This window comes from Actinomycetota bacterium (assembly GCA_018333515.1).
Taxonomy (GTDB): domain Bacteria; phylum Actinomycetota; class Aquicultoria; order Aquicultorales; family Aquicultoraceae; genus Aquicultor.
Genome location: JAGXSZ010000022.1, coordinates 54,184 through 79,634, shown reverse-complemented (window position 1 = coordinate 79,634; position 25,451 = coordinate 54,184). Strand labels below are relative to the sequence as shown.

At 48.2% G+C, this 25,451-nt stretch carries 28 protein-coding genes and 1 tRNA gene; 22 read left to right on the top strand and 7 right to left on the bottom strand.

The window, feature by feature from the left end:
* Positions 1 to 69 precede the first annotated feature (69 nt).
* Genes rpsP through rimM form a run of 3 tightly spaced genes read left to right on the top strand, consistent with a single transcriptional unit; the run spans position 70 to position 1,093 of the window.
* The gene (rpsP, locus tag KGZ93_05065) at positions 70 to 315 is read left to right on the top strand and encodes a 30S ribosomal protein S16 (protein MBS3908980.1); all 246 of its coding nucleotides are present in this window, start codon (positions 70 to 72) and stop codon (positions 313 to 315) included.
* Positions 316 to 337: 22 nt separating this feature from the next.
* Positions 338 to 568, top strand: a complete 231-nt coding sequence (locus KGZ93_05060; GenBank protein ID MBS3908979.1) for a KH domain-containing protein — start codon at positions 338 to 340, stop codon at positions 566 to 568.
* Between the two features lie 18 nt (positions 569 to 586).
* Entirely contained in the window at positions 587 to 1,093 is a 507-nt protein-coding gene (rimM, locus tag KGZ93_05055; GenBank protein MBS3908978.1) for a 16S rRNA processing protein RimM, read from the top strand.
* A gap of 14 nt (positions 1,094 to 1,107) precedes the next feature.
* Here the strand turns inward: rimM and KGZ93_05050 are convergent, their stop codons facing one another.
* Complete coding sequence (locus KGZ93_05050) at positions 1,108 to 2,622, bottom strand: fused MFS/spermidine synthase (GenBank protein ID MBS3908977.1); 1,515 nt, start codon at positions 2,620 to 2,622, stop codon at positions 1,108 to 1,110.
* Positions 2,623 to 2,895: 273 nt separating this feature from the next.
* Between KGZ93_05050 and KGZ93_05045 the strand changes: the two genes are divergently transcribed.
* From KGZ93_05045 to KGZ93_05025, 5 genes are all read left to right on the top strand, one after another.
* Positions 2,896 to 3,330, top strand: a complete 435-nt coding sequence (locus KGZ93_05045) for a universal stress protein (GenBank protein ID MBS3908976.1) — start codon at positions 2,896 to 2,898, stop codon at positions 3,328 to 3,330.
* A 251-nt stretch (positions 3,331 to 3,581) separates the two neighbouring features.
* Positions 3,582 to 3,770, top strand: coding sequence for a hypothetical protein (locus tag KGZ93_05040; GenBank protein ID MBS3908975.1), 189 nt, complete (start codon positions 3,582 to 3,584; stop codon positions 3,768 to 3,770).
* A gap of 284 nt (positions 3,771 to 4,054) precedes the next feature.
* A complete protein-coding gene (locus KGZ93_05035; protein MBS3908974.1) occupies positions 4,055 to 4,432 on the top strand; it encodes a cold shock domain-containing protein in 378 nt (125 codons plus the stop codon).
* Between the two features lie 114 nt (positions 4,433 to 4,546).
* Positions 4,547 to 4,876, top strand: coding sequence for an RNA-binding protein (locus KGZ93_05030; protein MBS3908973.1), 330 nt, complete (start codon positions 4,547 to 4,549; stop codon positions 4,874 to 4,876).
* 311 nt (positions 4,877 to 5,187) lie between these two features.
* On the top strand, positions 5,188 to 6,423 hold the full coding sequence (locus tag KGZ93_05025; GenBank protein ID MBS3908972.1) for a DEAD/DEAH box helicase: 1,236 nt from the start codon (positions 5,188 to 5,190) through the stop codon (positions 6,421 to 6,423).
* A 140-nt stretch (positions 6,424 to 6,563) separates the two neighbouring features.
* Here KGZ93_05025 and KGZ93_05020 read toward each other — a convergent pair whose 3' ends face one another.
* The 4 genes from KGZ93_05020 to KGZ93_05005 all read right to left on the bottom strand — a co-directional run bounded on the left by KGZ93_05020 (position 6,564) and on the right by KGZ93_05005 (position 8,228).
* Positions 6,564 to 7,016, bottom strand: coding sequence for a hypothetical protein (locus KGZ93_05020; protein ID MBS3908971.1), 453 nt, complete (start codon positions 7,014 to 7,016; stop codon positions 6,564 to 6,566).
* Between the two features lie 248 nt (positions 7,017 to 7,264).
* A complete protein-coding gene (locus tag KGZ93_05015; protein MBS3908970.1) occupies positions 7,265 to 7,681 on the bottom strand; it encodes a type II toxin-antitoxin system VapC family toxin in 417 nt (138 codons plus the stop codon).
* On the bottom strand, positions 7,665 to 7,910 hold the full coding sequence (locus KGZ93_05010; GenBank protein ID MBS3908969.1) for a type II toxin-antitoxin system Phd/YefM family antitoxin: 246 nt from the start codon (positions 7,908 to 7,910) through the stop codon (positions 7,665 to 7,667). The genes KGZ93_05015 and KGZ93_05010 overlap by 17 nt, the downstream gene beginning before the upstream one ends.
* A gap of 84 nt (positions 7,911 to 7,994) precedes the next feature.
* A complete protein-coding gene (locus KGZ93_05005) occupies positions 7,995 to 8,228 on the bottom strand; it encodes an NAD(P)H-binding protein (protein ID MBS3908968.1) in 234 nt (77 codons plus the stop codon).
* A 306-nt stretch (positions 8,229 to 8,534) separates the two neighbouring features.
* On the opposite strand from KGZ93_05005, the gene KGZ93_05000 reads away from it, so the two are divergent.
* The 8 genes from KGZ93_05000 (at position 8,535) to KGZ93_04965 (ending at position 18,611) form a co-directional block, all read left to right on the top strand.
* Complete coding sequence (locus tag KGZ93_05000; GenBank protein ID MBS3908967.1) at positions 8,535 to 9,227, top strand: VWA domain-containing protein; 693 nt, start codon at positions 8,535 to 8,537, stop codon at positions 9,225 to 9,227.
* Positions 9,228 to 9,242: 15 nt separating this feature from the next.
* Complete coding sequence (locus KGZ93_04995; protein ID MBS3908966.1) at positions 9,243 to 10,028, top strand: protein phosphatase 2C domain-containing protein; 786 nt, start codon at positions 9,243 to 9,245, stop codon at positions 10,026 to 10,028.
* 3 nt (positions 10,029 to 10,031) lie between these two features.
* Positions 10,032 to 11,477 (top strand): protein kinase, encoded by a 1,446-nt coding sequence (locus KGZ93_04990; GenBank protein MBS3908965.1) that lies wholly within the window; start codon positions 10,032 to 10,034, stop codon positions 11,475 to 11,477.
* Positions 11,478 to 11,496: 19 nt separating this feature from the next.
* On the top strand, positions 11,497 to 11,925 hold the full coding sequence (vsr, locus tag KGZ93_04985) for a DNA mismatch endonuclease Vsr (GenBank protein MBS3908964.1): 429 nt from the start codon (positions 11,497 to 11,499) through the stop codon (positions 11,923 to 11,925).
* Between the two features lie 599 nt (positions 11,926 to 12,524).
* Complete coding sequence (locus KGZ93_04980; protein ID MBS3908963.1) at positions 12,525 to 13,433, top strand: site-specific DNA-methyltransferase; 909 nt, start codon at positions 12,525 to 12,527, stop codon at positions 13,431 to 13,433.
* On the top strand, positions 13,430 to 14,392 hold the full coding sequence (locus KGZ93_04975) for a hypothetical protein (GenBank protein MBS3908962.1): 963 nt from the start codon (positions 13,430 to 13,432) through the stop codon (positions 14,390 to 14,392). Before KGZ93_04980 ends, KGZ93_04975 begins: the two co-directional genes overlap by 4 nt.
* An 89-nt stretch (positions 14,393 to 14,481) precedes the next feature.
* Complete coding sequence (locus KGZ93_04970; GenBank protein ID MBS3908961.1) at positions 14,482 to 15,477, top strand: SIR2 family protein; 996 nt, start codon at positions 14,482 to 14,484, stop codon at positions 15,475 to 15,477.
* On the top strand, positions 15,477 to 18,611 hold the full coding sequence (locus KGZ93_04965) for a hypothetical protein (protein MBS3908960.1): 3,135 nt from the start codon (positions 15,477 to 15,479) through the stop codon (positions 18,609 to 18,611). Before KGZ93_04970 ends, KGZ93_04965 begins: the two co-directional genes overlap by 1 nt.
* A gap of 435 nt (positions 18,612 to 19,046) precedes the next feature.
* Here KGZ93_04965 and KGZ93_04960 read toward each other — a convergent pair.
* Positions 19,047 to 19,119, bottom strand: a tRNA-Ala gene (locus KGZ93_04960).
* 197 nt (positions 19,120 to 19,316) lie between these two features.
* On the opposite strand from KGZ93_04960, the gene KGZ93_04955 reads away from it, so the two are divergent.
* The gene (locus KGZ93_04955) at positions 19,317 to 20,657 is read left to right on the top strand and encodes an S-layer homology domain-containing protein (GenBank protein ID MBS3908959.1); all 1,341 of its coding nucleotides are present in this window, start codon (positions 19,317 to 19,319) and stop codon (positions 20,655 to 20,657) included.
* A 1-nt stretch (position 20,658) separates the two neighbouring features.
* Here the strand turns inward: KGZ93_04955 and KGZ93_04950 are convergent, their stop codons facing one another.
* Entirely contained in the window at positions 20,659 to 21,240 is a 582-nt protein-coding gene (locus KGZ93_04950) for a metal-dependent hydrolase (protein ID MBS3908958.1), read from the bottom strand.
* Positions 21,241 to 21,567: 327 nt separating this feature from the next.
* Here KGZ93_04950 and KGZ93_04945 point away from each other — a divergent pair, with 327 nt between their 5' ends.
* The 5 genes from KGZ93_04945 to KGZ93_04925 all read left to right on the top strand — a co-directional run bounded on the left by KGZ93_04945 (position 21,568) and on the right by KGZ93_04925 (position 25,450).
* The gene (locus tag KGZ93_04945) at positions 21,568 to 22,203 is read left to right on the top strand and encodes a phosphatase PAP2 family protein (GenBank protein ID MBS3908957.1); all 636 of its coding nucleotides are present in this window, start codon (positions 21,568 to 21,570) and stop codon (positions 22,201 to 22,203) included.
* Positions 22,204 to 22,287: 84 nt separating this feature from the next.
* Positions 22,288 to 22,677, top strand: a complete 390-nt coding sequence (locus KGZ93_04940; GenBank protein ID MBS3908956.1) for a PAS domain-containing protein — start codon at positions 22,288 to 22,290, stop codon at positions 22,675 to 22,677.
* 12 nt (positions 22,678 to 22,689) lie between these two features.
* Positions 22,690 to 23,958 (top strand): SpoIIE family protein phosphatase, encoded by a 1,269-nt coding sequence (locus KGZ93_04935; GenBank protein ID MBS3908955.1) that lies wholly within the window; start codon positions 22,690 to 22,692, stop codon positions 23,956 to 23,958.
* A 30-nt stretch (positions 23,959 to 23,988) separates the two neighbouring features.
* A complete protein-coding gene (locus KGZ93_04930; protein ID MBS3908954.1) occupies positions 23,989 to 24,567 on the top strand; it encodes a hypothetical protein in 579 nt (192 codons plus the stop codon).
* A gap of 196 nt (positions 24,568 to 24,763) precedes the next feature.
* Positions 24,764 to 25,450 (top strand): tetratricopeptide repeat protein, encoded by a 687-nt coding sequence (locus KGZ93_04925; GenBank protein MBS3908953.1) that lies wholly within the window; start codon positions 24,764 to 24,766, stop codon positions 25,448 to 25,450.
* The last annotated feature ends 1 nt before the right edge of the window (position 25,451 follow it).

Here is a 25,451-nt window from a genome sequence, read left to right as displayed (position 1 = left end):
TAGCAAACAGCCAAGACTTCTGTTAGTTTTAAATATGTTCAACTTTGGAATAGTGGAGGAGGTGACGGTTTGGCAGTTAAAATACGTTTATCGAGAGTAGGCGGAAAGAAGAATCCGCATTATAGGGTAGTAGTAGCAGACTCGAGATCGCCGCGCGACGGTCGATTTATCGAGGTTCTCGGTCGGTATAATCCTCAGACTGAGCCATCTTTTATTGAAATCAATAATGAGAAGGCCTCTGAATGGTTGAAAAAGGGCGCTCAGCCCACAGACCAAGCGAGAAATTTGCTGAAAATAGCCGGTGTTATCGAATAAAGTAGTCGCGGGAGGTGTTCTAGTGAAAGAACTGCTTGAGATGCTCGCGAAAGCGGTCGTTGATGAGCCCGATAAGGTCAATGTGACAGTGGTCGAGGGCGAAGTATCTGTTATCCTGCAACTCCATGTGGCGCCGGACGATATTGGAAAGGTCATAGGCAAGCAAGGCCGAATCGCTAAGGCGATACGAACTATCGTAAAAGCGTCAGCGGTCAAAGAGGGAAAGCGCGCGATCGTAGAGATCATCGGTTAAGAGAGGCCGGGATTGCGAATGCGACCGAAATATTTGATTGTGGGCGAAACACACCGTCCTCACGGCCTGGCGGGCGAGATAGCGGTATCCGCCTTGACGGATTTTCCAGACCGTTTCAAAGAAGGCGCGGTCTTATATTTGAACCCGCCGATTCCGGCGATTGAGAAACTGGTCATCGAGGGGATAACGAAGACGCCACGCGGATACCTCATTAAATTTGCGGGGGTCTCGCGAGAGGGCGCTGAGGCCATCGGAAAGCGCAGCCTGGTAGTTCCGGCTGAAGAAGCCGCGCCGTTGCCCGAGGGCGACATCTGGGTTCACGATATCATCGGTCTGGAGGTCTACACGATAGACGGCGAGTTTCTGGGTTCGATAAGAGACGTGTTGCGAACGGGCAGCAACGATGTCTATCTGGTACGAAATGGGAGGGAGTATCTCATTCCGGCCATCGCCGATGTCGTCAAAGAGATTTCGCTCGAAGATAATAAGATGCTAATCGAGCCTATTCCCGGCCTACTGGAGTAGGCTTTTCGGTGTGATTAAAACTTCTTCATGAGGTCGGCGGCGAGGAGTTCGACGGGCGCATAATTATCCGTTAGAATCATCGCTTCCGAAAAGTCCAGCGGCTCCCGGTATTCGATAAAGTCTCCGATCGGACCGGGTGAGCCGAGTTCTTTGCGCGACGCGACCAGCACTATGTTGTTGATACTGTTTGGATTTGCGTCTTCGGCCAGGTAAATGCGCCATTCCGGGAAAGTCTCGTTTACGGTCTTAAGTAAGCTCTTAAAAAACCTGCTGTATTCACCGTCAGGATTACTGATAATATTCAGCACCGCGATGCCGTCCGGCTTGAGAGCCGCCGCCAACTCTTCGAAGAACTCGTTAGTAGTCAAATGATATGGGATAAAGAGGCTGTTGTAAGCGTCGAGCATTATCACATCATACTGTTTCTCTGTTGCCTGCAGGAACATCCTTCCGTCCATGGCGATGGTGCGGAAATTGTCGTTTTTCGGCATATCGAAATAGTCATACGCGACATCTATGACCGCTTGGTCGATTTCTATCGAGTCGACCGTTATATTTTCGCGGCCGGCCAGGAGGGCCTTAGGGATGGAGCCTCCGCCCAGCCCTATAAGTAAAAAATCGCCTGCGTCGGGCTTGAAATGCGCCGAAGCCTCATCAATGAGCCTGGTGTAGCTGAAAAGGTGCTCATTCGGGTAGGTTTTGAGCATGCCGCTCTGGAGCAGCTTTTCCGTAAAGATCAAATATCTGATATCGCCCTGGTCCCCGACGAAGATATCATTATACATCGATTCGTGCGTAAAGACCGTCTCCATATTTCGCATCGAAACGGCGAGTGTGGGTGACGTAAGCGCGGCTGTCAATATCAAGACCGTTGAGACAAGAACACCGGCCGTTCGGCGCCAGAGGCGCTGCGACACGAAGACGGCCAAAGCGAGCGTTACAAGTACCGCTCCGAGAGTGAAGATCACTTCGTTTACGCCGAAATACGGTATCAAGACAAAAGTGGTGGCGAGCGTGCCGAAAATGCTGCCGAAAGTCGAAACCGAGTAGAATTTTCCGACCATATTGCCGAGACGGTCGGTCTCGGCGACACCTAGCTTGACGACATAAGGAGAGACCATGCCCAGCCCGACGCTCGGCAAGAAAAATAGAATCATCGATACGACCAGCGCTCCGTAATTTACGAGACCAGTCGCGAAAAAGAATCTCGACAGCGGGGGAGCGAGCGGCGGTATTATAAATGTGAGCATGCCGGCGGCGGCGATAAAACCCGCCAGGTAGACCACGCTAGGCCTTTTGTCCGAGACGATACCTCCAACATAATACCCGGTGCTGAGAGCGATTAGAAATACGGAGATTACACTGCCCCACACATAGACCGAGGCGCCGAAAAAAGGCGAGAGCAGGCGTCCGCCGAGTATCTGAAGACCCATCAATACCGCCCCGCAGACGACCGCTATAACATAAAGCATCCAAAGATAGAGCGGGTTCGAGGAATGCCCCTTCTTATTTGTGTGTTTTTTGACCATTCAGAAGCCACCTCGTCGTTATAGATGGTTGTCCTTTGAACAATATATCACAATCGCCAATCCCTGTTAATCTATGCGCCGGTCATTCTTGACTCGATGGCGACCGCCTCCGACCATTCTAAGTTGAACGTTTCACTGCGGAGGGCCGATGATGCCCGGCTCAACTGATAGACAGCCTCGAGATACTTTGTTAGAATGAATCAACTTATTACCAGGCACTATAGATTATTTCACGATAACTCGCGTGGCGAGAAGGCTTTTTAGGAGGTTGACTTGAGAGTACTGGTACCCATAGATGGTTCGAGACACTCGGCCGAAGCGGTCGATATCGCGATCGATTACGCAAAGTCCAAGGCGATAGAGGTCTTTCTCTTGTCCGTCGCGCCATCGACGGTCGATATGGATATCGCGCTTACGGATGCTCAAAAAACCGAGATATCGGCGGGTTTATTGAAGGGGAGCGAAGCGCTCCTCGAAGAGACGAGGGCGTATATGGAGACACAGAATGTCTCGCCCGAGTGTGTTTTGAAAGTAACCGCTAACTCGGTAGCCGAAGAGATTCTCGATTTTGCGGAGAAGGAGAGTATCGATTTGGTCGTAGTCGGCAGCCGCGGCTTGCGCGAATACGGCAGGTTCCCGCTGGGTAGCGTTGCCACCGAAGTCGTAAGATATTGCCCATGCTCGGTTTTTGTGGTGCGGATACCGTAGGTCGATCAAGCTCGACGGCGGTTACCTTGAGCGGTTTATCACTATGCCGCTAATCGAGGCTTTTTCGATTTGAGTTTATCTACAGTCGAACAAAGTCAGTCAGCCCCTCGGCGGGCCGAGTGCCGGTTGGGACTTACAATCATGGCGCGCTTTCTACCGGCAATCTAGCGGATATTTTGTTAGCCCGACATTCCTCAATATTCGATAATCTCGCCTAGCGATATTCAAAACCGCAGCCGGGATGATATAATATGACAAAGGAGCGGCTCACCTTGACTAGAGAGCATGTGTGTGAAAAATGCGGCAGGACCTGGAGGGTCATATATCCGCCGGAACTGGCGGTAAAAGTAGAAGCATGTCAGGAATGCTGTGGTTTCAAGTTCCAGCTCTTTACAGCAAACGATGGGCGGCCGATTGGCGGCATGAAAAACGCTAGTTAAGCTCATTGGCGGAGCGCTAAATAGTTGGGCGCGCGAGCCGGCAAAAGGGTCTCCGCAAACTTGCTCTTTGCCCCTAATTAGCTACGGTTGATTTAACCTCTCGACTTTTTCTTTTGAAGCGCTTATGCTGTACAAAGTCTCCATAATCATGGATAATGTTTATGTTCCTGTAATCGGGCCAGCCATAGATGATCGCGACTCGTCCAAAGGCATAGCATGCCCGCCTGCATTAGAAGGAATGAAATCAGGCGCACTATAATTGTGTCGGTCGTCTGGAGGTGAACATGGTTCAAGGCAAAGTAAAATGGTTCAATAGTCAAAAGGGTTTTGGATTTATTGAACAAGAAAGCGGCCCGGATCTATTCGTGCATTATAGCGCCGTAAAAGGCGATGGGTTTAAAAACTTGGCGGAGAATGACGTCGTTGAATTCGAGGTCATTAAGGGACCCAAAGGTGATACCGCTACTGACGTCACAGTTATTTCCCGCAGCGCAGAACCGAGCAGTGAAAAACCGCGCCCACGGAATACAGAACACACCGGCAGAGGCCAATCGAATGGTAATAAGCCTTTTAACCGCAGCATCGAAGACCAGTTGAAGGCACTTAGAAAATCCAGCAAAGAAAACCAGCAAGATTTGGCTAATAGGCTTAAGCGCAGGTAGTAAAGACTGTATTGCGAACTCTTTTCAAAAGTTGTATAAGCGATATATTCTGGGTAAATAGTAGATAATTTGTTGAGCCATACCGAGTGGAACGAGGAAGGAGCCTAACAGGCAATGAAAATTTATGTAGGAAATCTGGCGTACAGCACCGAAGAGGATACCTTGAAAGAGGCTTTTGAGGCGCATGGTGAAGTCGAGTCCGTTAACGTCATCACAGACAGGGAGACCGGTCGCAGTAAAGGTTTCGCTTTTGTGGAGATGCCCAACGATGACCAGGCTAAAGCGGCTATCGAGGCGCTAAACGGCAGCCAAGTCGACGATCGTACGCTAAAAGTTAGCGAGTCGCGTCCGCAAGAGCGTCGTCCGGGCGGCGGCGGTCGTGGCGGCGGTGGCGGCGGCTTCAGGGGCGGCGGCGGTGGCGGCGGCGGCAACCGCAGGTGGTAGAGTTGAGACACGCATAAAAGATTGAACATAAGCCCCGACTCGTATGTCGGGGCTTAGATTTTTTAAGCGCTCAGCCCTGAGCCGGCCCATATCCTTGCCATCCAACAATTGTATGCAAAAAGTCGTCATCGGCCCTCAAATTCATCATGCATTTTGGTTAACTGGATTTAAATACAAAATACAGGTATAATTAGCAAGGTCGCATTTATTACTGCTAGCTGTCCCTCGCGAAAACCCGAGGACCCTTCGGACTAACTGCGTCTAATAATAAAGTTGTGCGATTCAATACAGACGCACGTTAAGGAGATTATATGTCATTCAAACGTTTAGGAGTCGCTCTGCCGCTAGTCGAGTGGACAGAGGCGATGGGCTTTAACGAGCCCACCCCGATTCAAAAAAAGGCCATTCCGCAAGCACTCAATGGCCGCGACATCATCGGTTGCGCACAGACGGGCACAGGAAAGACGGCGGCCTTTGTCCTGCCTATCCTGCAGCGTATCAACAGCGACGGCGTAGTCAAAGCGCTAGTCGTAACGCCGACCAGAGAGCTTGCGACACAGATAGAGGAAGTAGCTCAAAGTTGCTCGCGCCATACCAAGCATAGGGCCATGGCGGTCTATGGCGGCGTTCCGTACGCTCCGCAGGGACGCAAGGTGAGCCGGGGAATCGATTTGCTCATCGCGACGCCGGGCCGCCTGCTGGATATGATGCGCCGCGGGGATGTAGATCTTTCAAAAGTGGAGATCCTCGTCCTCGATGAGGCGGACCGCATGCTAGATATGGGATTTCTGCCGGATATTAAACGTATCCTCAAGGCAGTTCCGGACAAACGACAGAACATGTTGTTTTCGGCAACGGTCTCGCGCGATGTGATGGAAGTCATAGACGACGCGCTGACAAATCCGCTGCTCATCGAGGTAAGCCACCAGAAGGTGCCGGTCGAGTCGATCAAACAGACGGTATATCCGGTTAGCGCGATGCAGAAATCGGATTTACTCATCGAGCTGCTAAAACAGCGCGATTTCAGCAAGGTCGTCGTCTTTACCCGCACCAAGCGACGCGCCGATTTCTTAAGCCGGGTGCTTATCCGCAAAGGCATACAGTCGACAATAATGCACTCCGACCGGAGCCAGGCGCAAAGAAACGCCGCGCTCGCGGGCTTTAAGGCAAATCGCTTTCAGGTACTCGTCGCGACCGATATCATCGCGCGCGGCATCGATGTCGAAGGGATATCGCATGTGGTAAATTACGACATACCATCGACACCTGAAGACTATGTGCACCGTATCGGCAGAACCGGCCGCGCGAGCGCCACAGGCACAGCCATTAGTTTGCTCTCGCACGAAGAGGTCGGGGACTTGCGAGAAATCGAAAGAATGATGGGTATTTCGCTCAATCGCGATAAGCTCAAAGGCTTCGAGTATGCCAGCCAGCAATTACCCGGGATGAACCGGTCTGCTAAGGCTGCGCCCGCTCAGGTAGCTTCAAAGCTCGCCTATGACGGAGGAGCGAAGCGCAGTATCAAGCGGAGAACAAAGCGCCGGTAAAGGATGCGGGAACGCTTAAAAGTCTCCGTAGGCATCGGAGGCGGATACGCGGTAGTGAGCGAGAGCATAATAAGAAACACGGAAGCCCTGGCAGCAACGCCGGGGCTTGACTGTTTTAGCTATCGATATTGAAGATGGCTCTAGGCCATCAACCCCAACTCGAGTGTTTTGGCATAACCGTTGATGGTTTTTTCGATGAGCGCTCGGAGTTCTTCTTTCGTCGCGGTGTTCATGATGTGCCTTACCTTGAAAAATCTTTTATAGCAGCCCCACAACGTGATGTTTCTCTTCAATTCCCGCCGGTCGACATCGACGACGGCACCGCTCGAATCCAAAATCGAAATATCGATTGCCGAGTAATAGCCGAGTTCGAGAACGTCGTCTTTGGACATCTTTTTGATGATGCCCTTCTTGGTTGAGAGGTTAAAATCAATTCTGAAGACCTCGATCAGCAAATCGTAGTCGTCTTCGACGAAGAGCGGTTTATATATGCCCGACAATTCCTCACAGAGCTGCTCGGCTTGCTCTTCGAACGCCCAGATTTCTTCTTTAGTTATGTAGCTCGAATCAGCCTTATCTTGAAGATCGCTCAATAAATCTCACCCCAGTTAATAATAGCGGTGATTGCGTCGCGAAGATAGAGAGAGCGAAAAATAGGCTATGTCGGTCTTTGAGCGTCCGCAAAAGCGTTTTAATCCTCAAAGACTACTTAACATTATTCTTCGTTCACACTTAGAATATTTCTATGATTGGCGATAGCCATCGAGTCGCTAATGTTCTTCCATGACGACACGCCGTTTCTAAAATCAGCATCGGGTAAGCCATTCGCTGTAGTGATTTGTCAACCAATGTACTTGGTCTTAAGGCCCGCATTGTCTGCCGCCGTCAGTTGTCTTCTGTCCGCAGTGACAAAAAGCTCCGCGTGCCATTCCAACGCGCATGCAATATGCAGCGCATCCATTGCGCGCAAGGCATTGTTCTCCAGTAGCTTGACCGAATGAGCAATAACACTAGGAGTTAACTGAAGCACAGTCGCATCGCGAACGTCATTTAGTAATTGGTTTTTAATCTTACGGTAGTCATGTGCCGTCAAAATCCCTTCTCGCAGTCGTCGGTTAAGCCCGGAAACTATTTCAGGCACTAAAATAATGCATAGAGCCAACTCTGACGCACGCCCAAGAAGGTGATCGATGTTTTCGCTTTCATCTTCTAAGACATATCTCTTGGCAAGAGCCGACGAATCAACCAGCAATCTCATCTTCGGCCTCACGTTCTTCCAAAATAGCCGAAGACAAGTCGCTTCCTTCCACTTGTAAGCGAAGACCTGTCTGTTTCCATGAGGGCGTCCGTTTGGGCTTGTCGGAAAATGGTACTATTTCCGCAACAGGTTTGCCGCGTCGCATAAGGATAAGCGTTTCCCCATGTTCGACCTCGGTTATAAAACCTGATGCCTTTTTGCGAAAATCCGTAAAAGTAATGGTTTTCATAGAATTGCCTCCTTAATCGCACATCTAAATGTACATCTAAGAGGTCATCGTGTCAAGACCGCGCATTCAATCTTTATCAGGCTCTCAGAACGAATAATGATTAGCCGGGTTAACAACCCAGTCGCAATCGGTCATGCCCTTTACTAAAGAGTCTTTATCGGTGACATCACCGACAACGAACTCGGCGCCTAGTTTCTTAAGCCTACTCGTGTCACTGGTTTTCCTAACAAGGCAGCGTATAGCATGCCCTGTTTCCGAGATCAGATCGGCTACATAAGTGCCGATGAATCCGGTTGCACCTGTTACAAAGACCTTCACCGACAACCCCTCCATGTAAGCGCTTTGAGCATGTAATTCGCTATTCTAGCATGCACCGGCCGTTAAGACTAGCAACATAGTATGCGCGGCAATCGAATGGCTGCATCAATATGTTAATTGCCGGCAATAAGGTTTCAAATTGGTCATAAAATACCTCGATTCATGGTAGAATACAGGGGACAGGGACAAGAGCAAAATAGTGGCGGCTCAACAATTAAACACACAATATGCCGCCGCACCTCAGCAGGTTGTCTAATTATATAAGTGCTCAAATCGCACATAGGAAGAGACCATCCAGGAGGATTTATGTCAAGGCTTGAAGAGAGTATCGAAATCGCCAATCCCCAGCACCCGCATTGCGCCACAGTCCTGTTGCTCGACACGTCGGGGTCGATGATATCCAATGGCAAGTTGAACCAGCTCAACGAGGGCTTACGGTTCTTCAAAGAGGATGTCGTCTCCGATGAGCTGGCGAGCAAGCGAGTCGATTTAGCGATTATAACCTTTGGACAAGGTGTGACCATCACCCACGACTTCTCTTCGGTCGAACAATTTGACCCGCCCACGCTCCAGGCCGGGGGCTTAACGCCGATGGGTGAGGCTATCATTAGGGCCATCGATTTAGTAGAAGAGCGCAAGCTTGAATACAAGAGCAGGGGCATCGATTATTACCGCCCGTGGATATTTCTAATCACGGACGGAGAACCTAGCGATATGCAACCAGGCGATGCGACCTGGGATAAGGTAACCGCAAGTATAAATGCCGGAGAAAACAACAAAAACTTCTTATTCTTCACGGTCGGAGTCGAGCCTGCGGATATGGATACGCTGAAGCAGCTCTCGCCCGCAAACCGAGCGCCTGTGAGATTGATGCCCGGCAAGTTCAAGGATATGTTCGAGTGGTTATCAAAGAGCCAGGGCAAAGTGTCGGCATCCAAAGTCGGCGAAAACGTCCAGCTCGATAGCCCGGCTGGGTGGGCGGAAATCTCAACAATATAGCGCAGGAGGATATGGTTGAAAAAAGATTCAACTCGGCCATTAACGACGCCGTATTTTTTTGGCGCGTCGGTCGTAGGCCCGCTTCACGTCCGGTTGAACATGCCGTGTCAAGATTCATTTGCTTTTAAGACAATCGACGAAGATTTCGCGGTTGCCGCTGTCGCGGATGGGCTTGGCAGTGCGTCGAAAGCCGATATTGGAGCTGATTTAGCAGTAAGAAGCGCAATAATGAACGCGGAAAAAGCCATACAGACAGCGCCGGAAGGTGTGGATATCGCAACCCTGGCGCGTGACGCGGTAACGGCTGCTAGGAGAGCGCTGGAGAATAAAGCCAAGACCGAAGGATATAGCCTCCGCGATTTAGCATGCACACTTCTCGTCGTCGTTACCCTCAGGGATTCGGTCGCGGCCGTTCATATAGGGGACGGCGCGCTCGTCGCCGACTCGGATAATGGTCTTCAACTCATCGCGGGACCGGGGGAATCCGAATATACCAACGAGGTCACGCCGCTTACCAGCATCGATTGGGAGCGATCGCTTAACACCACACCAATAATCTCGGGCGTAAACGGAATCGCGCTCTTTACCGACGGCTGCCAACGAGCCGGATTGAAAAAAGCCGATAATTGCTACACACCGTTCGAAGGCTTTTTCAGACCGCTCTTTAAGTATGCCGCGCAGGTCGATGATTTCGAGCCGGCAAATCAGGATATCCGCGATTTACTCGCGTCCGATAAATTAAGCGAACATTCAGAGGACGATAAGACGTTAGTTCTCGGCATTCTGCCCAAAGGAACGTAGCCGATGTCAACGCTTACGGTCTATACCCTAAAGGGCGAGAAAATCGGATTAAGAAGCACCGGCAAGAGCGGCGGCGAGGGCTCTATCTACGAAATCATCGGCAACGACGGCAGTTGCGCCAAGATTTATCACTCGCGAAAAGTCACAGCGGAACTCCACCAGAAAGTATTGAGCATGGTGGAAAACCCGCCTGACGACCCGTCTCCCGACGCGAGGCATCGCTCCATTGGCTGGCCCGAAGATGTCCTCTATAGCGACTCAGGCAGAAGCTGGTTTGTCGGCTACACGATGCCCCTGATAGACACAAAGACATTTCAGGAGACCCATAAATATTTTGACCCGTCCGATAGGCTAAAAGCGTTTGGCGGAAGCTTTACCTGGCAGCATTTGTTTACCGCGGCGTTCAATATGGCGAGCGCGGTGGCGGCCCTGCACGAGAAAGGGCATCGCATCGGGGATTTAAGGGAGACCAATATTCTCGTATCTCCAAGTGCCCTGGTATCGATAATAGATTGCGACTCGTTCCAAGTTAAAGATAGTGTGTCTGGAATTACATATTATACCCGGGTTGGTAGCGGTGAATTCTTGCCGCCCGAACTGATGGGTGCCGATTTCAGGACCAACGATTATGACCGATACTACTCGGATTTGTTTGCCCTGGCTATCGTAGTCTTCAAGTTTTTGTCGAACGGAGTCCATCCCTATCAGGCGAGAGGCCCTCTCGTCGATGACGCTCCATCGCCGGAGGAAAAGATAAAGAAGGGGTACTTCCCGTATGCCGCGCACATCAAGGGCATCGAACCTCCCAGCTACGCGCTTCCATACGACATAATTCCGCCGTCTATAAGGGCTTTGTTTAACCGGTGTTTTGTCGAGGGTCACACAGACCCTTTAAGGCGACCGACGGCAATAGAGTGGTTCGACGCGCTAAAAGCCGAGGGTGTAAAGTTAAAACAATGCTCGCAGAATGAATATCACTGGTATGGCAATCATCTTAACGATTGCCCCTGGTGTCAAACCTTGCTCAGCCTGGGCAAGGATTACTTTCCGAAGCCTTTTTATGCCGGACAACAAATCGAGCTTATCGCGGCAAAATACGTCCCTGAGTTGCCGGAGGAATCGGCGCAGGGGCAATCGCAAACGCTTACGCCGGCAACAGGACCCGCGCAAACATCGCCGCAAGGATACGGGCGTTCGAGAGTACCTCGAAAAAGCCCAAGGAAGCACCGCGTCCTATCGAGAAACATTTGGGTGGGTTTTGCGCAGATGCTCGGGGGTATTATAGCCCTATACGCCGCCTTCATGCTCTACAAATATGGAGTATATGGATTCAACCAATTCGACCCGTCCATAGACGATTCTGAAATATTTCTAGTCCAAGTCATGGCGTATGCATTCCTTCTCGTGCTTGGAATCCACATAATACGTTCCGGTACGGATGATTGGTAGAATGAATCAGAAAGAAAACGTGTTTGACCCGCTCACCAAAGCGGAGCGATCGGCACTGATGTCAAAAGTGCGAAGTATGGGTGCTAAATCAACAGAGCAAGCAGTGGAAGCTTCTTTACACGAGCACAAGATAACCGGTTGGGAGAAACACCCCGCGAGTCAGCCGGGTAAGCCGGATATATATTTCGCTAAATGCAAACTCGCCCTTTTTGTCGATGGGTGCTTTTGGCATGGTTGTCCAATCCATGGACGCATTCCAAAATCACAAATCGAGTTTTGGACAGAAAAAATCGAAGCTAACCGAAAAAGAGACAACCGGGTGCGTAGAAAAATGCGCAAAGAAGGTTATCATGTAATGCGTGTTTGGGAGCATGACGTCAAAGGGGAATCATGGATCAAAAGACTCCAGTCGATGCTCAAGCGAATCGAGCGGAACCAAGGCGATTAAGTTATATCCAGGGCTAAAGGAAGAGAAGTGGATTTATGCCGCCACCCGTTGAACGTCAAAGCGCAATGCCCATTGCCGGACGGGCATCCGCTGTAGGGCATTCTTGAGCATTTACTTTTCCCCAAACGACTGAAGTGCGGGAGGACGTTGTCTTCCAAGACGGAATCGAACTTACGAAGTTAAGAGAAAGGGCCGTGGCTTAGGATGCGATCCACAACATTTGACAATAGTTCGGGTTGTTAATAGATAATCAAGGGCTAAAACATAGCAGCTTAACATGTTATTTTGTCAGTGTAAAATTGCTTGTATAATAAGTACAGTAAATTATAATGCCTTTATAAACCCTTAATGAATATTACGATTAATGGTTTAAGAAAAGTTCGTAAGCCCAGCGGAGAGAATTAATGGCTAAAAAGAAAAATCAGTACATAGAGGGTTGTGAGGATAAGCAAAAAGAGCTTTCTTCGAAATTAATATTGTCTGAAAATGAAGAAAGCCTTTCTATTGTGGTGCCAGCCATATCTTCAGAAATACATGAAAGAGTAAAAAGATATTTAGTGAAAGGCCAAGATACTCTTTTTGATACAAATGAAGCGCTACTGTCAGCTAAAGATAAACGTTTTTTCTTACGGTCAACCCCAAACGGAGTACAACTGCAATATGAGCATCCGAACGGGCGCTTGTATCGTGGTGATTCGATTGATTGGCTCGAATCTTTAGAAGATGCGAGCGTCGATCTCGTCTTTGCTGATCCACCCTATAATATCAAGAAAGCGGATTGGGACAACTTTGAAAACCAAGAGCAATATATCGAGTGGTCTATACAATGGATTAGCCAAGCATCTCGTGTGCTAAAACATACAGGGTCCCTATATATTTGTGGGTTTTCTGAAATTCTTGCAGACCTAAGACACCCAGCATCCAAATTCTTTAAACATTGCCGTTGGCTTATTTGGCATTACAAGAATAAAGCTAACCTAGGTAAAGATTGGGGTAGATCACATGAAAGCATCATGCACTTTCGTAAATCTGATGCTACAAAATTGAATATTGATGATGTGCGCACACCTTATGGCGCACATACGCTTAAATATCCTTCACACCCACAAGCGATAACGAGTCAATATGGTAATGGTGCAAATACCAAGCGTGATAATTGGATACCGCATCCGAAAGGCGCTAAACCTAAAGACGTTATCGATATTCCAACTACCTGTAATGGCATGGGAGAAAAAACCCCACACCCTACCCAAAAGCCCGAGGAACTATTGCGTAAGTTTGTTCTTGCATCGTCAAACGAAGGCGAGCTAATTATTGACCCGTTTTCGGGTTCTGGAACGACACTTGTTGTTGCAGAACAGCTTAATAGACGTTGGATGGGATGTGATATGAATGAAGAGTATAATAAATGGGCAATCGAAAGGCTTGAAAATGTTCGTCGTATGACAAAAGACGCATGGATAGCTTTTGACCGAAAAACCGCAGAACGAAGGGAATCTATACGATGAAGCTCACTCAACTCCTAACATATGTTACCAACAAAGAGCGATTTCGTTCTGTTGATAACTACATATCGTTTTGTGCTAAGTATTTAGAGTTTATCGAGACAGGATTGCAAGCCCGGATTATTTCACAAAATGAGCTTCATTATCAATTCTTCCAATATCGAAAAGATGGTAGCTTTAACATAACGAGACCACTGAATTCTAACATGATGTATGATGCTGAGAGTTTCTCCAATGCAGTAGAGCAGTTCAAACTTACTATGTCTCAGATAAAGGATGGCGAGCAACCCTCTAATGACCTACGTGAGAACGTCATTCGTACGATTTATACTGTCCAACAATCCATAGGAGCAACACTTGATGCACTACCAGCTGGACAATCAAACAAAGCCCGAAAGGTCAACGGAGATTTATTCGAAAGACTGATTAGGTTGCTAATCGTGTCATTGGGTGTTGATTGTGTGTCGGGAACAATGCAGGTTCCAGTTAAAGATAAGAACGGGGCAGTACTGTTTAAATCTAGTTATCAACATGATCTGCTTTTAAGTACTGGCGATGAATTGAAGATTATAGGTTCCGTGAAAACATCTAGTAAAGACCGGATTGATAAAGTATTCATGGATAAGTTTCTTTACAACAGGCTTACCAATACAGATTTACCTCATATCGCCATATTTCTAAATGATGTACAACGCAAAAAGACTAGACTTGATAATGAATATGGGATTAGTTCGACATTCTTGCCGGGGCACTTTAAAGCATACACCATTAAGTTAAATCCTCTTGACGGTGTATATTACTGTGATATCCGCCCTAATATGATTGATGATACTCTCCTTGCTCAGCACATTAAGACCATCGACCACTTCTTTTATTCCGACCTTTGGGATCTCCTTAGTAGGAAAGGCCAGACACTAGAGGAAATCGCTATTGAACCTAAAGAAAACGGTGCTGATGAGTAATAATTCCCATTATAGCGGGCGGCTATTTATTTCTAAGAAGTCAGAATATTCGTTAATCAAACTAATCTTCTTGATTTAGAGGTCAGCATATGAAGAAGCCGGAAGAGATGATTACTTCAATTGCAAATATTCTAGATATTCCTATTGTGCCTGAAGAAATTATAAAAGCGGCATCTAGGGGCAGGCTGGTCATCTTTGTGGGAGCTGGAGTGTCCAGGCTTATTGGTTGTCCTTCTTGGCGTGAATTTGCAGAGAAACACTTGCAATACGTCTATGAGAAGAAATGTATTAACTATCATGAATACGTAAATTTGAAAAAGCTAGATACAAGAAAAATTCTTTCAATATGTCGGAGTATCCTTGAAAAGAATGGAATTGGGCCACCCGATAATAAAGCCTTTCTTGATCCAAAACCGAGATTAAAGACCAAATACAACATCTTTAAAAACATATATGACATGAATGCCATATATGTAACCACGAACTATGACGGGAACTTAGATGAATTTGTTAAAAACCGGTTAACTCCTGTAAGCACTGAAATTGACCCATCCATCGACCCAACAACAATCTCAACAAAGCCGACTAAAGGCAAAGTTCTATATCTAGAAAAGGAGCTTCTAATTTCAGAGTTAACGAATGGTAACGTTATTCATCTCCATGGAAGCGCTATTGATGAGAGAAGTTTGATCATAACAGTAGATGATTATTTAAGGTTATATGAGACCGATAAGAACCCAGCTGTTTTATTAACAAAGATTTTTAATAACTACACAGTACTTTTTGTCGGATATGGTCTTGAAGAGTATGAGATATTGGAATTCATGATAAATAAGTCCAGGGTTGCCAGCCAAGAGCTTAGGCATTATATGCTTTATCCGATTTTTGAAGAAGAAATCAATTTACTAAGGTTTCACAAAACATATTATGAAAAGCTAGGCATAAATCTAATTTCGTATCCAATTGGTCAAAACGGCCATGAACATCTAGATGCTGTAATTGAAGAATGGGCGAAAATAATCGGCATAAAATCAAAACCGCAAAAATTCCTAGACAGAAGAAATATAATTGATGAGGCTTTGTAATGGCGCTTAACCCAAAAGAGCAAGCTGCTCTAAATTTAATTAAAGAAGATATCTCATATGAGAACTATTTCTTTGATAAAATCTCAGGCGATAAATGGGATATAAAATGGCTTATGCCCTTAAAAAATGAAGGCTACTTTTCCGTCGCCAATGCTCCGGGCGTAATTCCTGCTGAAGAGGAAGGTTACTTTTCTGTTCCACAATGGAATGTCTTACCATATCTTGAGAAGGTCGCAGAAAACATAGCAATTCCCGACTATGAGTTATATATTAGAGAGATTCTCGGTATCATCAATGAAGTTACGGCCTCAGGAAAAGACAATTATCGCACTTTCTGGTTCTTTATAAAGATACTGCTAAAAGTACCCAACGAGCTAATACCTTTGGATACGCTTGATCATTTAAGGGCATGGGTTTCCTCAAAATTTGGTTCAGATTTTATAAGCCATGACATTGCCACAAAATTATTACCAAAGTTTCTGCCGGGGTCACCAACCCCAGATGATATCAAAAAAGCGGAAATGATATTCGATTTAATTACAACTATCAAGCCAGCTTCAGAAGCAAAAGGTAGCTCGAAATATGATCGAGCAAAAGAACAAGAATTAGCCGTTGATCGCTATTGGTATCTCAAGGCAATCAATCAGTGCAAAGAAGCAATCGGTAGACATTGCTCACGAGAGTTGATAGAGAATCTTATTAACAAGGTTGAAGCTCTTTTAAAAGTTAGCCATGCCGATATCGATCTAGAGATTGACTCTCAACAAATCCTTTTATCTCTAAAAGAGGATGACACCAGTTGTCTACTTCAAATATTAGATATTAGTACAAAGAAGCCTGAAGAGTTAATTGGCGATTTTATACAAGGGAATAAAATTGAGGGCACGCTAATTAAAGAATTAAGAACAAAGAAATGCACTAGGGATGAATTTATTAAGCATACATATAGCGAATTAGAAAAAGACCCTTTATTTAAGAAAGTCGATTCGGCTGAGCTTAAAAGAAGAATCTCGAATGCTCACAGGAATCTATTTAATGGTGAGACTTATCATTCGCTTTATTCCCAAGATAAGCATATAGAGCATTTTTCATCGGCGTTAGACCTTCTTGTATATACGCTAAAGAATGTCTTAAACGCAAAAGCACACGCCGATACCACCACGACAATTAGTATACTAAATAACCTAATGAGTCAAGATTACTTTTTTTTCCCAAAGCTCGCCATGTACATAATCGGCAGGAATTTCGAAACTTATTCTGCTCTATTCTGGGCACTTCTTACAAGTGAGTTGGGCAGTTTTGTAATTGAAGGCGAATTCTTCGGAGATGAATTAAGGCACATTCTTGAACAACTAAAAGAGTTGACCCCTGAGCAGCAAACCTTGTTGCAGGCATTGATTGAGAACGGACCCAGATACCCATTAGTTACAGACGATCCCAACGAATATCTAAAATTGTGGAAACAGAAACGTTATGATGCTCTTTCAGCGGTTCCAATATTCAAAGAGCGCTATGATAATTTGCAGAAAGATACAGGTGCTAATGTTAAATTAAGTGCTTCGATTGGGGAAGTGATGACTCAGTGGGGGTCAGGACCATCTCCACTTGCAAATGAACAACTACTTAGAATGTCTAATAAAGAAATTGCAGACTATCTAGCGGTATTCAAGACAGAAAATTTCTGGGAAGGACCGACTATTGGCGGTTTATCTGATACTTTAAGGTCTACTGTACAGGAGAATCCAGACAAGTTCACAGAAGATTTAAGCCCATACATTAATACCAGCTATCTCTATGTCTATGACATTCTTGCAGGCTTAAGAGAAGCATGGAAAAACGAAGCTCCAATTGATTGGGGCGCTTTATTAGCGTTTGTAAAATCCTACATTGATCGAGAAGAGTTCTGGAGCGATGCATTGAAAGCTGCAGATGATGATTGGCATGCAACACATGAGTGGGTCGCAGGATCGGTTTCTGAGCTTATCCAGGAAGGCACTCGGAAAGATAGCTGGGCTTTTGACGGAAAACATATTCCTTTAGCTAAGGAAATCCTGTTTATTGTATTAGAAAGGATAAGTCCCAGCAAAGATGAAAATAAAGACGCTGTATTTCATGCGCTCAATTCTGCAGAAGGCAAAGCTCTAACCGCCTTAATCTTAATAGCTTTAAGAATTGCTAGGCTAGCTAAAGAAAATCCAGCCATTGAAAAGGTAAGATGGTCTGATGATTTAAAGAATAGATTTGAGTCTGCTTTAAGTAATGGTGTAAACGATGCTTATACTTTACTCGGTCAGTATATGCCAAATCTTCTTTATCTAGATAAGACCTGGACAGAACAAAGAATTCAAGTTATGGAAACCCTTGAAGATGATGAGCTATGGAATGCATTCATGGAGGGATATCTCTTTGGCGTGGCGCTTAATCCAAGGTTCTATGAACTTATGAAGGATAACTATAAAAAAGCACTAACACACCAATTAACAGGTAGACATGCAGAAGATCTCTTAACAGACCATATAGGATTAGGATATTTGTGGAATATTGATAACTTGTCTGACGATGGCCCTTATAAAAAGCTAATAGATGATTGGAATCTTACAGACATTGACGATTTAGTAAGTTTTTTCTGGCGTATACAGAATAGCCTGGAAGAAAATAAAGATGGCAAACGAGATGAATATATTGATAGAATCTTGAAGTTTTGGCAAATGGTTTATAGTAGATACGCTTCGAGGACTGATCTAACAGATGTAGAAAAAAAACTTATAGCCAAGTCAGGATTGCTCGCGGTCTACCTAGAAGAGATAACGGACGAGAATTTAGCACTACTTTTGCTATCTGCAAAGTATATCCACACCGACCATGATTCAGCGTTTTTCATAGAAGCTCTAGATCAGCTTAAGGATAGGGGAGATGCAACTAGATCGGCCAAATATATTGGGCAAATCTTTGCTCAGATAATTAGAATACCGTTCTGCCCAGATTATGACCGTGAGCATATACGATCTATAGTTAGGTACCTTTACGAAAGAGATAACGAAGAGGTAAAGGCGCTAGCGGATGAAATTTGTAATGCATATGCACAGAACAGAATAGATTTGCTAACTGATCTCTATCAGGAGTTTAATCAATAAAACACTCGACTAATCCTAATAATCTTGTATAGTATCACTGCAGGTCAGCGACATACTTATAGAGTTTCTCCAGCTCAGCTAAGTTTGAATAGTGTCCTGTCAGGACGACGAACATGGAGCTATTGTCAAATGTTGTGGATCGCATCCTAAGCCACGACCCTATTAACTTCGTAAGTTCGATTCCGTCTTGGAAGACGACGCCCTCCCGCACTTTTGCAACCTGACGATTTTAATCCAAGAACTCGATTATCACTTTTCATATAAGAAACCTTCATCGAAAAAATTCTAGACGAAACTTGCCGTTCGCGCATTGCCCTGGTTTCTGGGCTATTTGAATTAGCTACTAATTCAAATGCTAGCACATTAATAAATAAGTTGTTCTAGTTTCCGAAACAAAAAGCCCCGGCATGGCTACCAGGGCTTTCCCTTTAGGCGTGGAGATAAGGGGACTCGAACCCCTGACCTCTGCATTGCGAACGCAGCGCTCTCCCAACTGAGCTATATCCCCATATCCAATTATCGACACCAAACATAATACTATCATAAACCGGATTTCACAACAGCCGGCGCGTCCGTTTACTCGCAAGCTCAACCAGCCCAACTCGAACTCTCGCTAAAACCGCGCGCATGCGTTACGATAATCGGAAAGACGACCGCGCGCTCTTAAGCCGTAATCGAGCGCCCGTAGCAGAGTTGGGGGGATATGTGAGCACGCGACGGACTAAAATAGGGGCAACAGTCCGCGGGAGTATCGTTTTCACGCTTATAATCAACATATTGCTCACGTTAATAATAGGTCCGGCGGCGGCGCTCGACCTTGAAGCACCGAAATTTAAAACCATAAATGTCTCACCGTCCGCCGGCTCCCCGGGCGTCGCTATTTCGGTCACTGTCACAGCGACCGATAATGTGGCCCTTAGCGGCGGCGTGGTCGGCTTCGAGTCGCCCGCCACCGGTATCGTCCGATATGTCTTTCTCGACCACACAGGAGAAAAACTCGTTGGGAGCTTCGCGGTCGACCGCTATGACGCGCCCGGCGTCTGGAAACCGGTCTATATCGAAATCTTCGACACCTCTTCAAACATATTCGCGGCGACCGGGGGCGAAGTCGACCTCAGCGGCGGCAATATTACTATCAGCAACCCGACCCCCGACACCACCGCCCCCACATTTACCTCTTTAGATATCCCAAATAAGCAGACCAACCCCGGCGGCAAGGTCAGCCTATCGATAAGGGCGGCGGATTCCGAATCGGGATTAGCTTCGGCGCAAGTCCTATGGAGTAACGGTTGGAATTCCATATTAGCGTTCTTGCCCTACAACTCGAAGACCGGCCGGCTTGAGGGAAATCTTTATATCCCAATCGACCAGAGCACCGGCACCTATACCCTGAGTTTGATCTCGGTCTTCGACCAACAGGGAAACGAATACCTGTGGATCCCCGGTTCCGCCCCGACGATGACGGGAAAAGACCTGGTGCTAGGGACCGGTGCGAAAGCGCCGGTAGCCGGATTCAAAGACGTCTATCCCGGTGATTGGTTCGCGCCGGAGCTGCTCTTCCTCGTCGAATACGAGGTCCTCGGCGGTTACCGCGACGGGACCTTCAAACCGAAAAACAACATCACCAGGGCGGAGTTCGCGAAGATGGTCTGCCAAGCTTCCGGGTGGTCTCAGACGCGGCCCGCTTCCGGCTCGTTCACCGACGTCGAGAGCGGCCATTGGGCTTACGGTTATATCGAGACAGCCAAAGCACGCGGCGTAATCGGCGGCTATCCGGGCGGTATCTTCAAGCCGGGGGCCAACATTACTCGCGCCGAGATATGCAAGATGCTCGTGGCCGCGGGCGGTATCGGCCTTGACTCTTCGGCGGTGAGTTTCACCGACGTCGAGAGCGGCCATTGGGCGCAAGCATATATCACGACCGCACGCAAATACGACTTCGTCCGTGGTTATCCGGGGAACCTCTTCATGCCCGGCGCGCCGGCGAATCGCGCCGAAGCCGCCAAGATGATATATAATGCCTACGAATACCTGGGGGCGCCTTAGTCTAGCTTGCGCCGAACAATCGGAGCAGCGCCAATGCGTTTTCGCGGTGATAATAGGCGACCGCGCCGACTGTCAACACTATGGCCGGGACCACGATTACCTTTTCGGCGGTGCCGTTGGTCTTCATTCGCAAAAACTCGACGGGCGGAAAACCAAAATGAAGCGGGAAAGGGAAGAGGAGCGGGACGCCGTCTTTGGTCAGCATGTCCGTAGCGATGTGCGAGGCAAAAGCGACCATGAAGCTGATAAAGACGATTGTCGTATCTATCGCCTCGCCCAGGGGCAACACCCCGAGCAACAGGCGCATCAGCCCCCCGAAAATCACCAGCCCCAACAGTGAATGGGTCAAATGCCGGTGACCGCCGGCGAAGAACGGGTTTATCAGGCGAGACAGGCAGCCCCCCGCCGGAACATGCGACCAAAATTTGCTGCCGGGTTTATCGATGTCCGGCGTTAACCCGCCCACAAGCGCGATGAGCAGCGAGACCGTCGCCGTCTCAAGCGTCATGTCGGCGACGGGAAAGATAACGGCGGTCGATATTACAGCGCCTACGGCGGCTAGTTCATGTGTGCGTCCAAGCATGGTGTGAATGTTCCTTCGTCCCGATACGGGCAGTCGTTTAGATACGTATTCTACAATTGGGCGCATAAACCTGCAACGCTATCGTCAAACACGCGCCAATCATCGGAATTCCTCACGCCCAACGCAAACGCTCTGACGCCCCATTGATAAACCGCGCACCATGAAGCCGCCATGATATGCGGACAACCCAGAGACATCGAAAACGCACTATTCACGGCGCGTTTTTTTGTATAATAGATATGAGGCTGACTTTCTAAGTGGGTGATAGATGATGGATTCCAAGAAAAAGACCGATGCGGATGAGTAGGACTGACCGGGGCCAAGGAGATGTCGCTTTCTAAATCGATGTTGCGGATGGGAGCGTTAGTATTGATAACGCTCTTCGTCGGCCTCACCGTCTTTGTCTGGCTAAATCCTTTAAACGGTTTTGACATCGCTTTTACAAAAGAGGTCCAAGCACAGGTTTGGCTAAGACCACTGGAAGCGACCAACGCCTTGGCGAAGATGCCGGCTTTCAGGCTTATCTATGTCGTCTCGGCACTCGCTTTTATATTGGCCAAACGCTATATAATGAGCGTGCTGGTCGCGGGGTCTCTTGCGTCGGAGCTTCTTACCTTCGCAATAAAAGCGCTTATCGGCAGGGCTCGGCCGACGCCCGACGTGGCCGCTCTTCTCGACCACTCGCCGGGCCATAGTTATGTCTCAGGGCATACGCTCGAGTATACGCTGCTCTTCGGCTTTCTCGGCGTCTTTGTGCTCGCGGTCGTCAAGGCCAGGGTCGTGAGATATTTGTCGGCGGGGCTCATCTTTGCCTTGCCTCTCGTCATCGGCATGGGCCGCGTCTATGCGGGGGCGCACTGGCTCACCGACGTTGTCGGTAGCTATCTGTTGGCGGGTGCTATAATATTGACGGTAGTCGGCGCTTACGGGCACGCACTCAGGCCTCGCCGAAGACCAAAATAAACAAGCGGATGTTATCCGAGCCGACGCTGTTTCTGTTTCACTTGGCATGGGTATGAATAAGAGCAAAATCTCGAGGTATAACATATGAGCGATCAGGATACGACCGGCGAAAAAATCGATGTTTTAGGTAAATTTACGCACGCCGAGCTTATTCAAGCAAGGCAAGCGGTCTTCGACACGGCTGTCGACACAATATATATCTTCAACATCGACGATCTGAAAATCCTCGATATGAACCCTTGGGGCCTTGAGCAACTCGGTTTTACTATCGAAGAGGTGCGCCAAAAAAATTTCTACGATTTGCATGCGATAGAAGAACGCGAGCGCGCCGAGGAAATCGTCGCTCAATATCTTAGAGACGGGGGGATATTTGCCGTGCGCGACCTCCACCTGCGCAGAAAAGACGGGACCCTGATACCGGTCGAAAAGACGGGCAGGCTTACCGAGGTCAACGGTAAACAAATCGGCCACTGAATCTGTCATGACTTGCGCGAGCAGATAAGAGCCGAGAGCGAGATCCGCAAGCGCATCGAAGACCTGGAGGTTTTCAAAGTAGCGGCGCTCGACATATCATCCGGCAGGGACATGACCTCACTCTATGCCACGATAGTAAAGAGCGCGGTCAGGCTTCTCTCGTGCGATGCCGGCGGTATCGCCATATTCGACGACTCCGAGCATGTCATAAGGTTTCCGTTTGTCCACAACTTGCCGGAAAGTATCACCCATAAGAGCATCAGACATAATTCCGATATCTTCAGCGAGACAATTAGCACAGAAAGGTCGAGCATCGTCTCGCCGGGCAAGGAAGCGCCGTACCCGTTGAATGTTTTACACGACGAAGGCATACGCTCACTCGCGCTCGTCCCCTTGATAGCGCGGGGACTACGGGGACAAACTCTCGGAGTCTTGTGGGCGGCAAGCCGGAAAACGGATAAAACTTTTACCGATTACGATATGGTCCTCCTCGAGTCTCTCGGCGCTCAAGCCTCGGTATCGATCGACAATATCAATCTCTTTGTCGAACAGCAACATATCTCAGACGTTTTGCAACGAGGTTTCTTGCCGGACAAAACACCGGTGATGTCACAGACGGATTTCGGTATTTTCTACGCGTCGGCTACTGAAGCGGCTGTGGTGGGCGGTGATTTTTACGACTTCATACCGTTGAGCAAAGAGACGATGGCTCTGGCGTTAGGCGATTCATCCGGCAAGGGCGTTGAGGCGACCGCCGATGCGGCCATGGTCAAGTACTCGCTACACTCCGCATTGTTCGGCGACCCCGACCCCGCGAAAACGCTGACCAAGAGCAACGCGGTAGCTTACGCCCAGCTTAAAAACGGCCATTTTGTGACACTGGTTTACGGGGTTTATGATGCCCGCTCCGGCAAACTCGACCTCGGTATCGCGGGTCACCCGTATCCCATCCATTACAGTTCTCGGCTGCAAAGCGTGGAGTTCGTCGAGGGCGAAGACCCCGCGTTCGGCCTTGTCCGCGACAATGTGTACGAAAGCCGTGGGATAATGCTGGAGCCGGATGACGTCATGGTTTTTTATACCGACGGCATCATCGAACTCCGCCGCGACAAAGACCTCTACGGCGCCGGCCGCCTCGCCGACGTCGTTCTAAAAAACGCGCGGAAAGGCGCACAAGAAATCGCCAACTCGATTATAGACGCTACAAGAGAGTTTGCCGCCGGCAAGTTTACCGACGATATCGTGGTGCTGGTTATAAAACGAGTTGCGGGAACGACATAAAAATCGAGGTAATGTCGGAGGCTTTTTTTGATGGAACTCGTCATTTTTGGCGCATTCGTCACCTTTATCGCTTACCGCGTAGCATATACCGCCCTAAAGGGCCGCTATTTCGAATCATTTTTAGCGGCAGGCGTCGGTATTCTCACAACGCAAATATTTGTCGTCGCCAATTACTCCGGCGAATTCTTCCGGGAGAGCACTAACATGAGCGTTAACATCGCTCTCCAAGGGTTCGGCCTTTTCTTGATTGTGACTTCCGCCGCGCTCTTGACCGCGACATTCCTCTCCAAGAGAAAAATAAGCGGAATCGTTTCGGAGTGGGGAAGCACAAAGCTATTTCTCGCCCAAGGTGTCTACGGCGTTATTCGGCACCCGATCCAACTCGCCGGCATCCTAGCCGCGCTCGGCGTCGCTTGCATGATGGCGAATTCGGCCATTGTACTCCTTGCGTTACCGGCCGCCGCCGCCTTCTATGTCTCCGCCGCCGAAGAAGATAAGCACAATCTTTTAAACCTCGGCTTCGAATACGACGAGTATGCGGAGGCTATTCCTTCTTTCAACTTAGTCGCGGGCTTGTTGAAATCGCTACGTAACCGGCGACTCGGTTGAGACAACGGTTGTCGCACGACCCTGCCGCCGGGCGTTTCAACCCCCGCTGGTCTTCTCGATAACGCGGACTCACGCCCCTCGGCTGAAGCGATATTAATCTGCCAATAGCGCTCTATTAAAGTATAATGTCTAAATAAACAATCAAAGGATAACTAATCGAACATACCGGCAACCAAGTATTAATCACGTTAGAGATATGGATTACCTGTCGCCGAAAACGCCGAAAAAATCGTTTATAGTGTACGGTGCAATCCCGGTCTTGCTTGCGGTAGCGGCAATGGTCGCTTATTATGTCATCGCCTACAACGCAACGCGGACGGTGAGCGATGGCGTAAAAGAGCGGTCATACGAAGCATATAAGGCCGGCGATTTCGACACGGCAAAGACCGGGCTCGAGGATTACTTAAAGGACCACGACAACGATTTCGAAGCGCGGAGTACTCTCGCGACATGCTATGTTCAGCTCGGAGAAACGGAGAAAGCATTCCGCGAAACCGAAGCCGCCCTTGAACTAAGACCCCTCGACCCCGACGCATTATACCGGGCGGGCTGCCTGGCTTTCGACGCCGAGCGCCCAGAGGACGCCATTGCCTACCTGGAAAAAGCGATAGCCGCAAAACCCAACACCGTCCAGTATCATTACCGCTTGGCCGATGTTTACACCGAGACAAAAAATTTCCGACGAGCGCAAGCCGAATGGAAGAACGTGCTCGACCTCTTGCCGAGGGGCGAGCCCCATGCCGCCGAGATCCACAAGAAAATCGGCGATATTTATATGGGTATCGGTGTGACGAGAAAAGCCGCGGTCTCCTACCGAAAAGCGCTCGCCGTAAACCCGGACGACGCCTACGCGAAAGAGCGTTTGTCGAAGGCGGTGAGGTAAT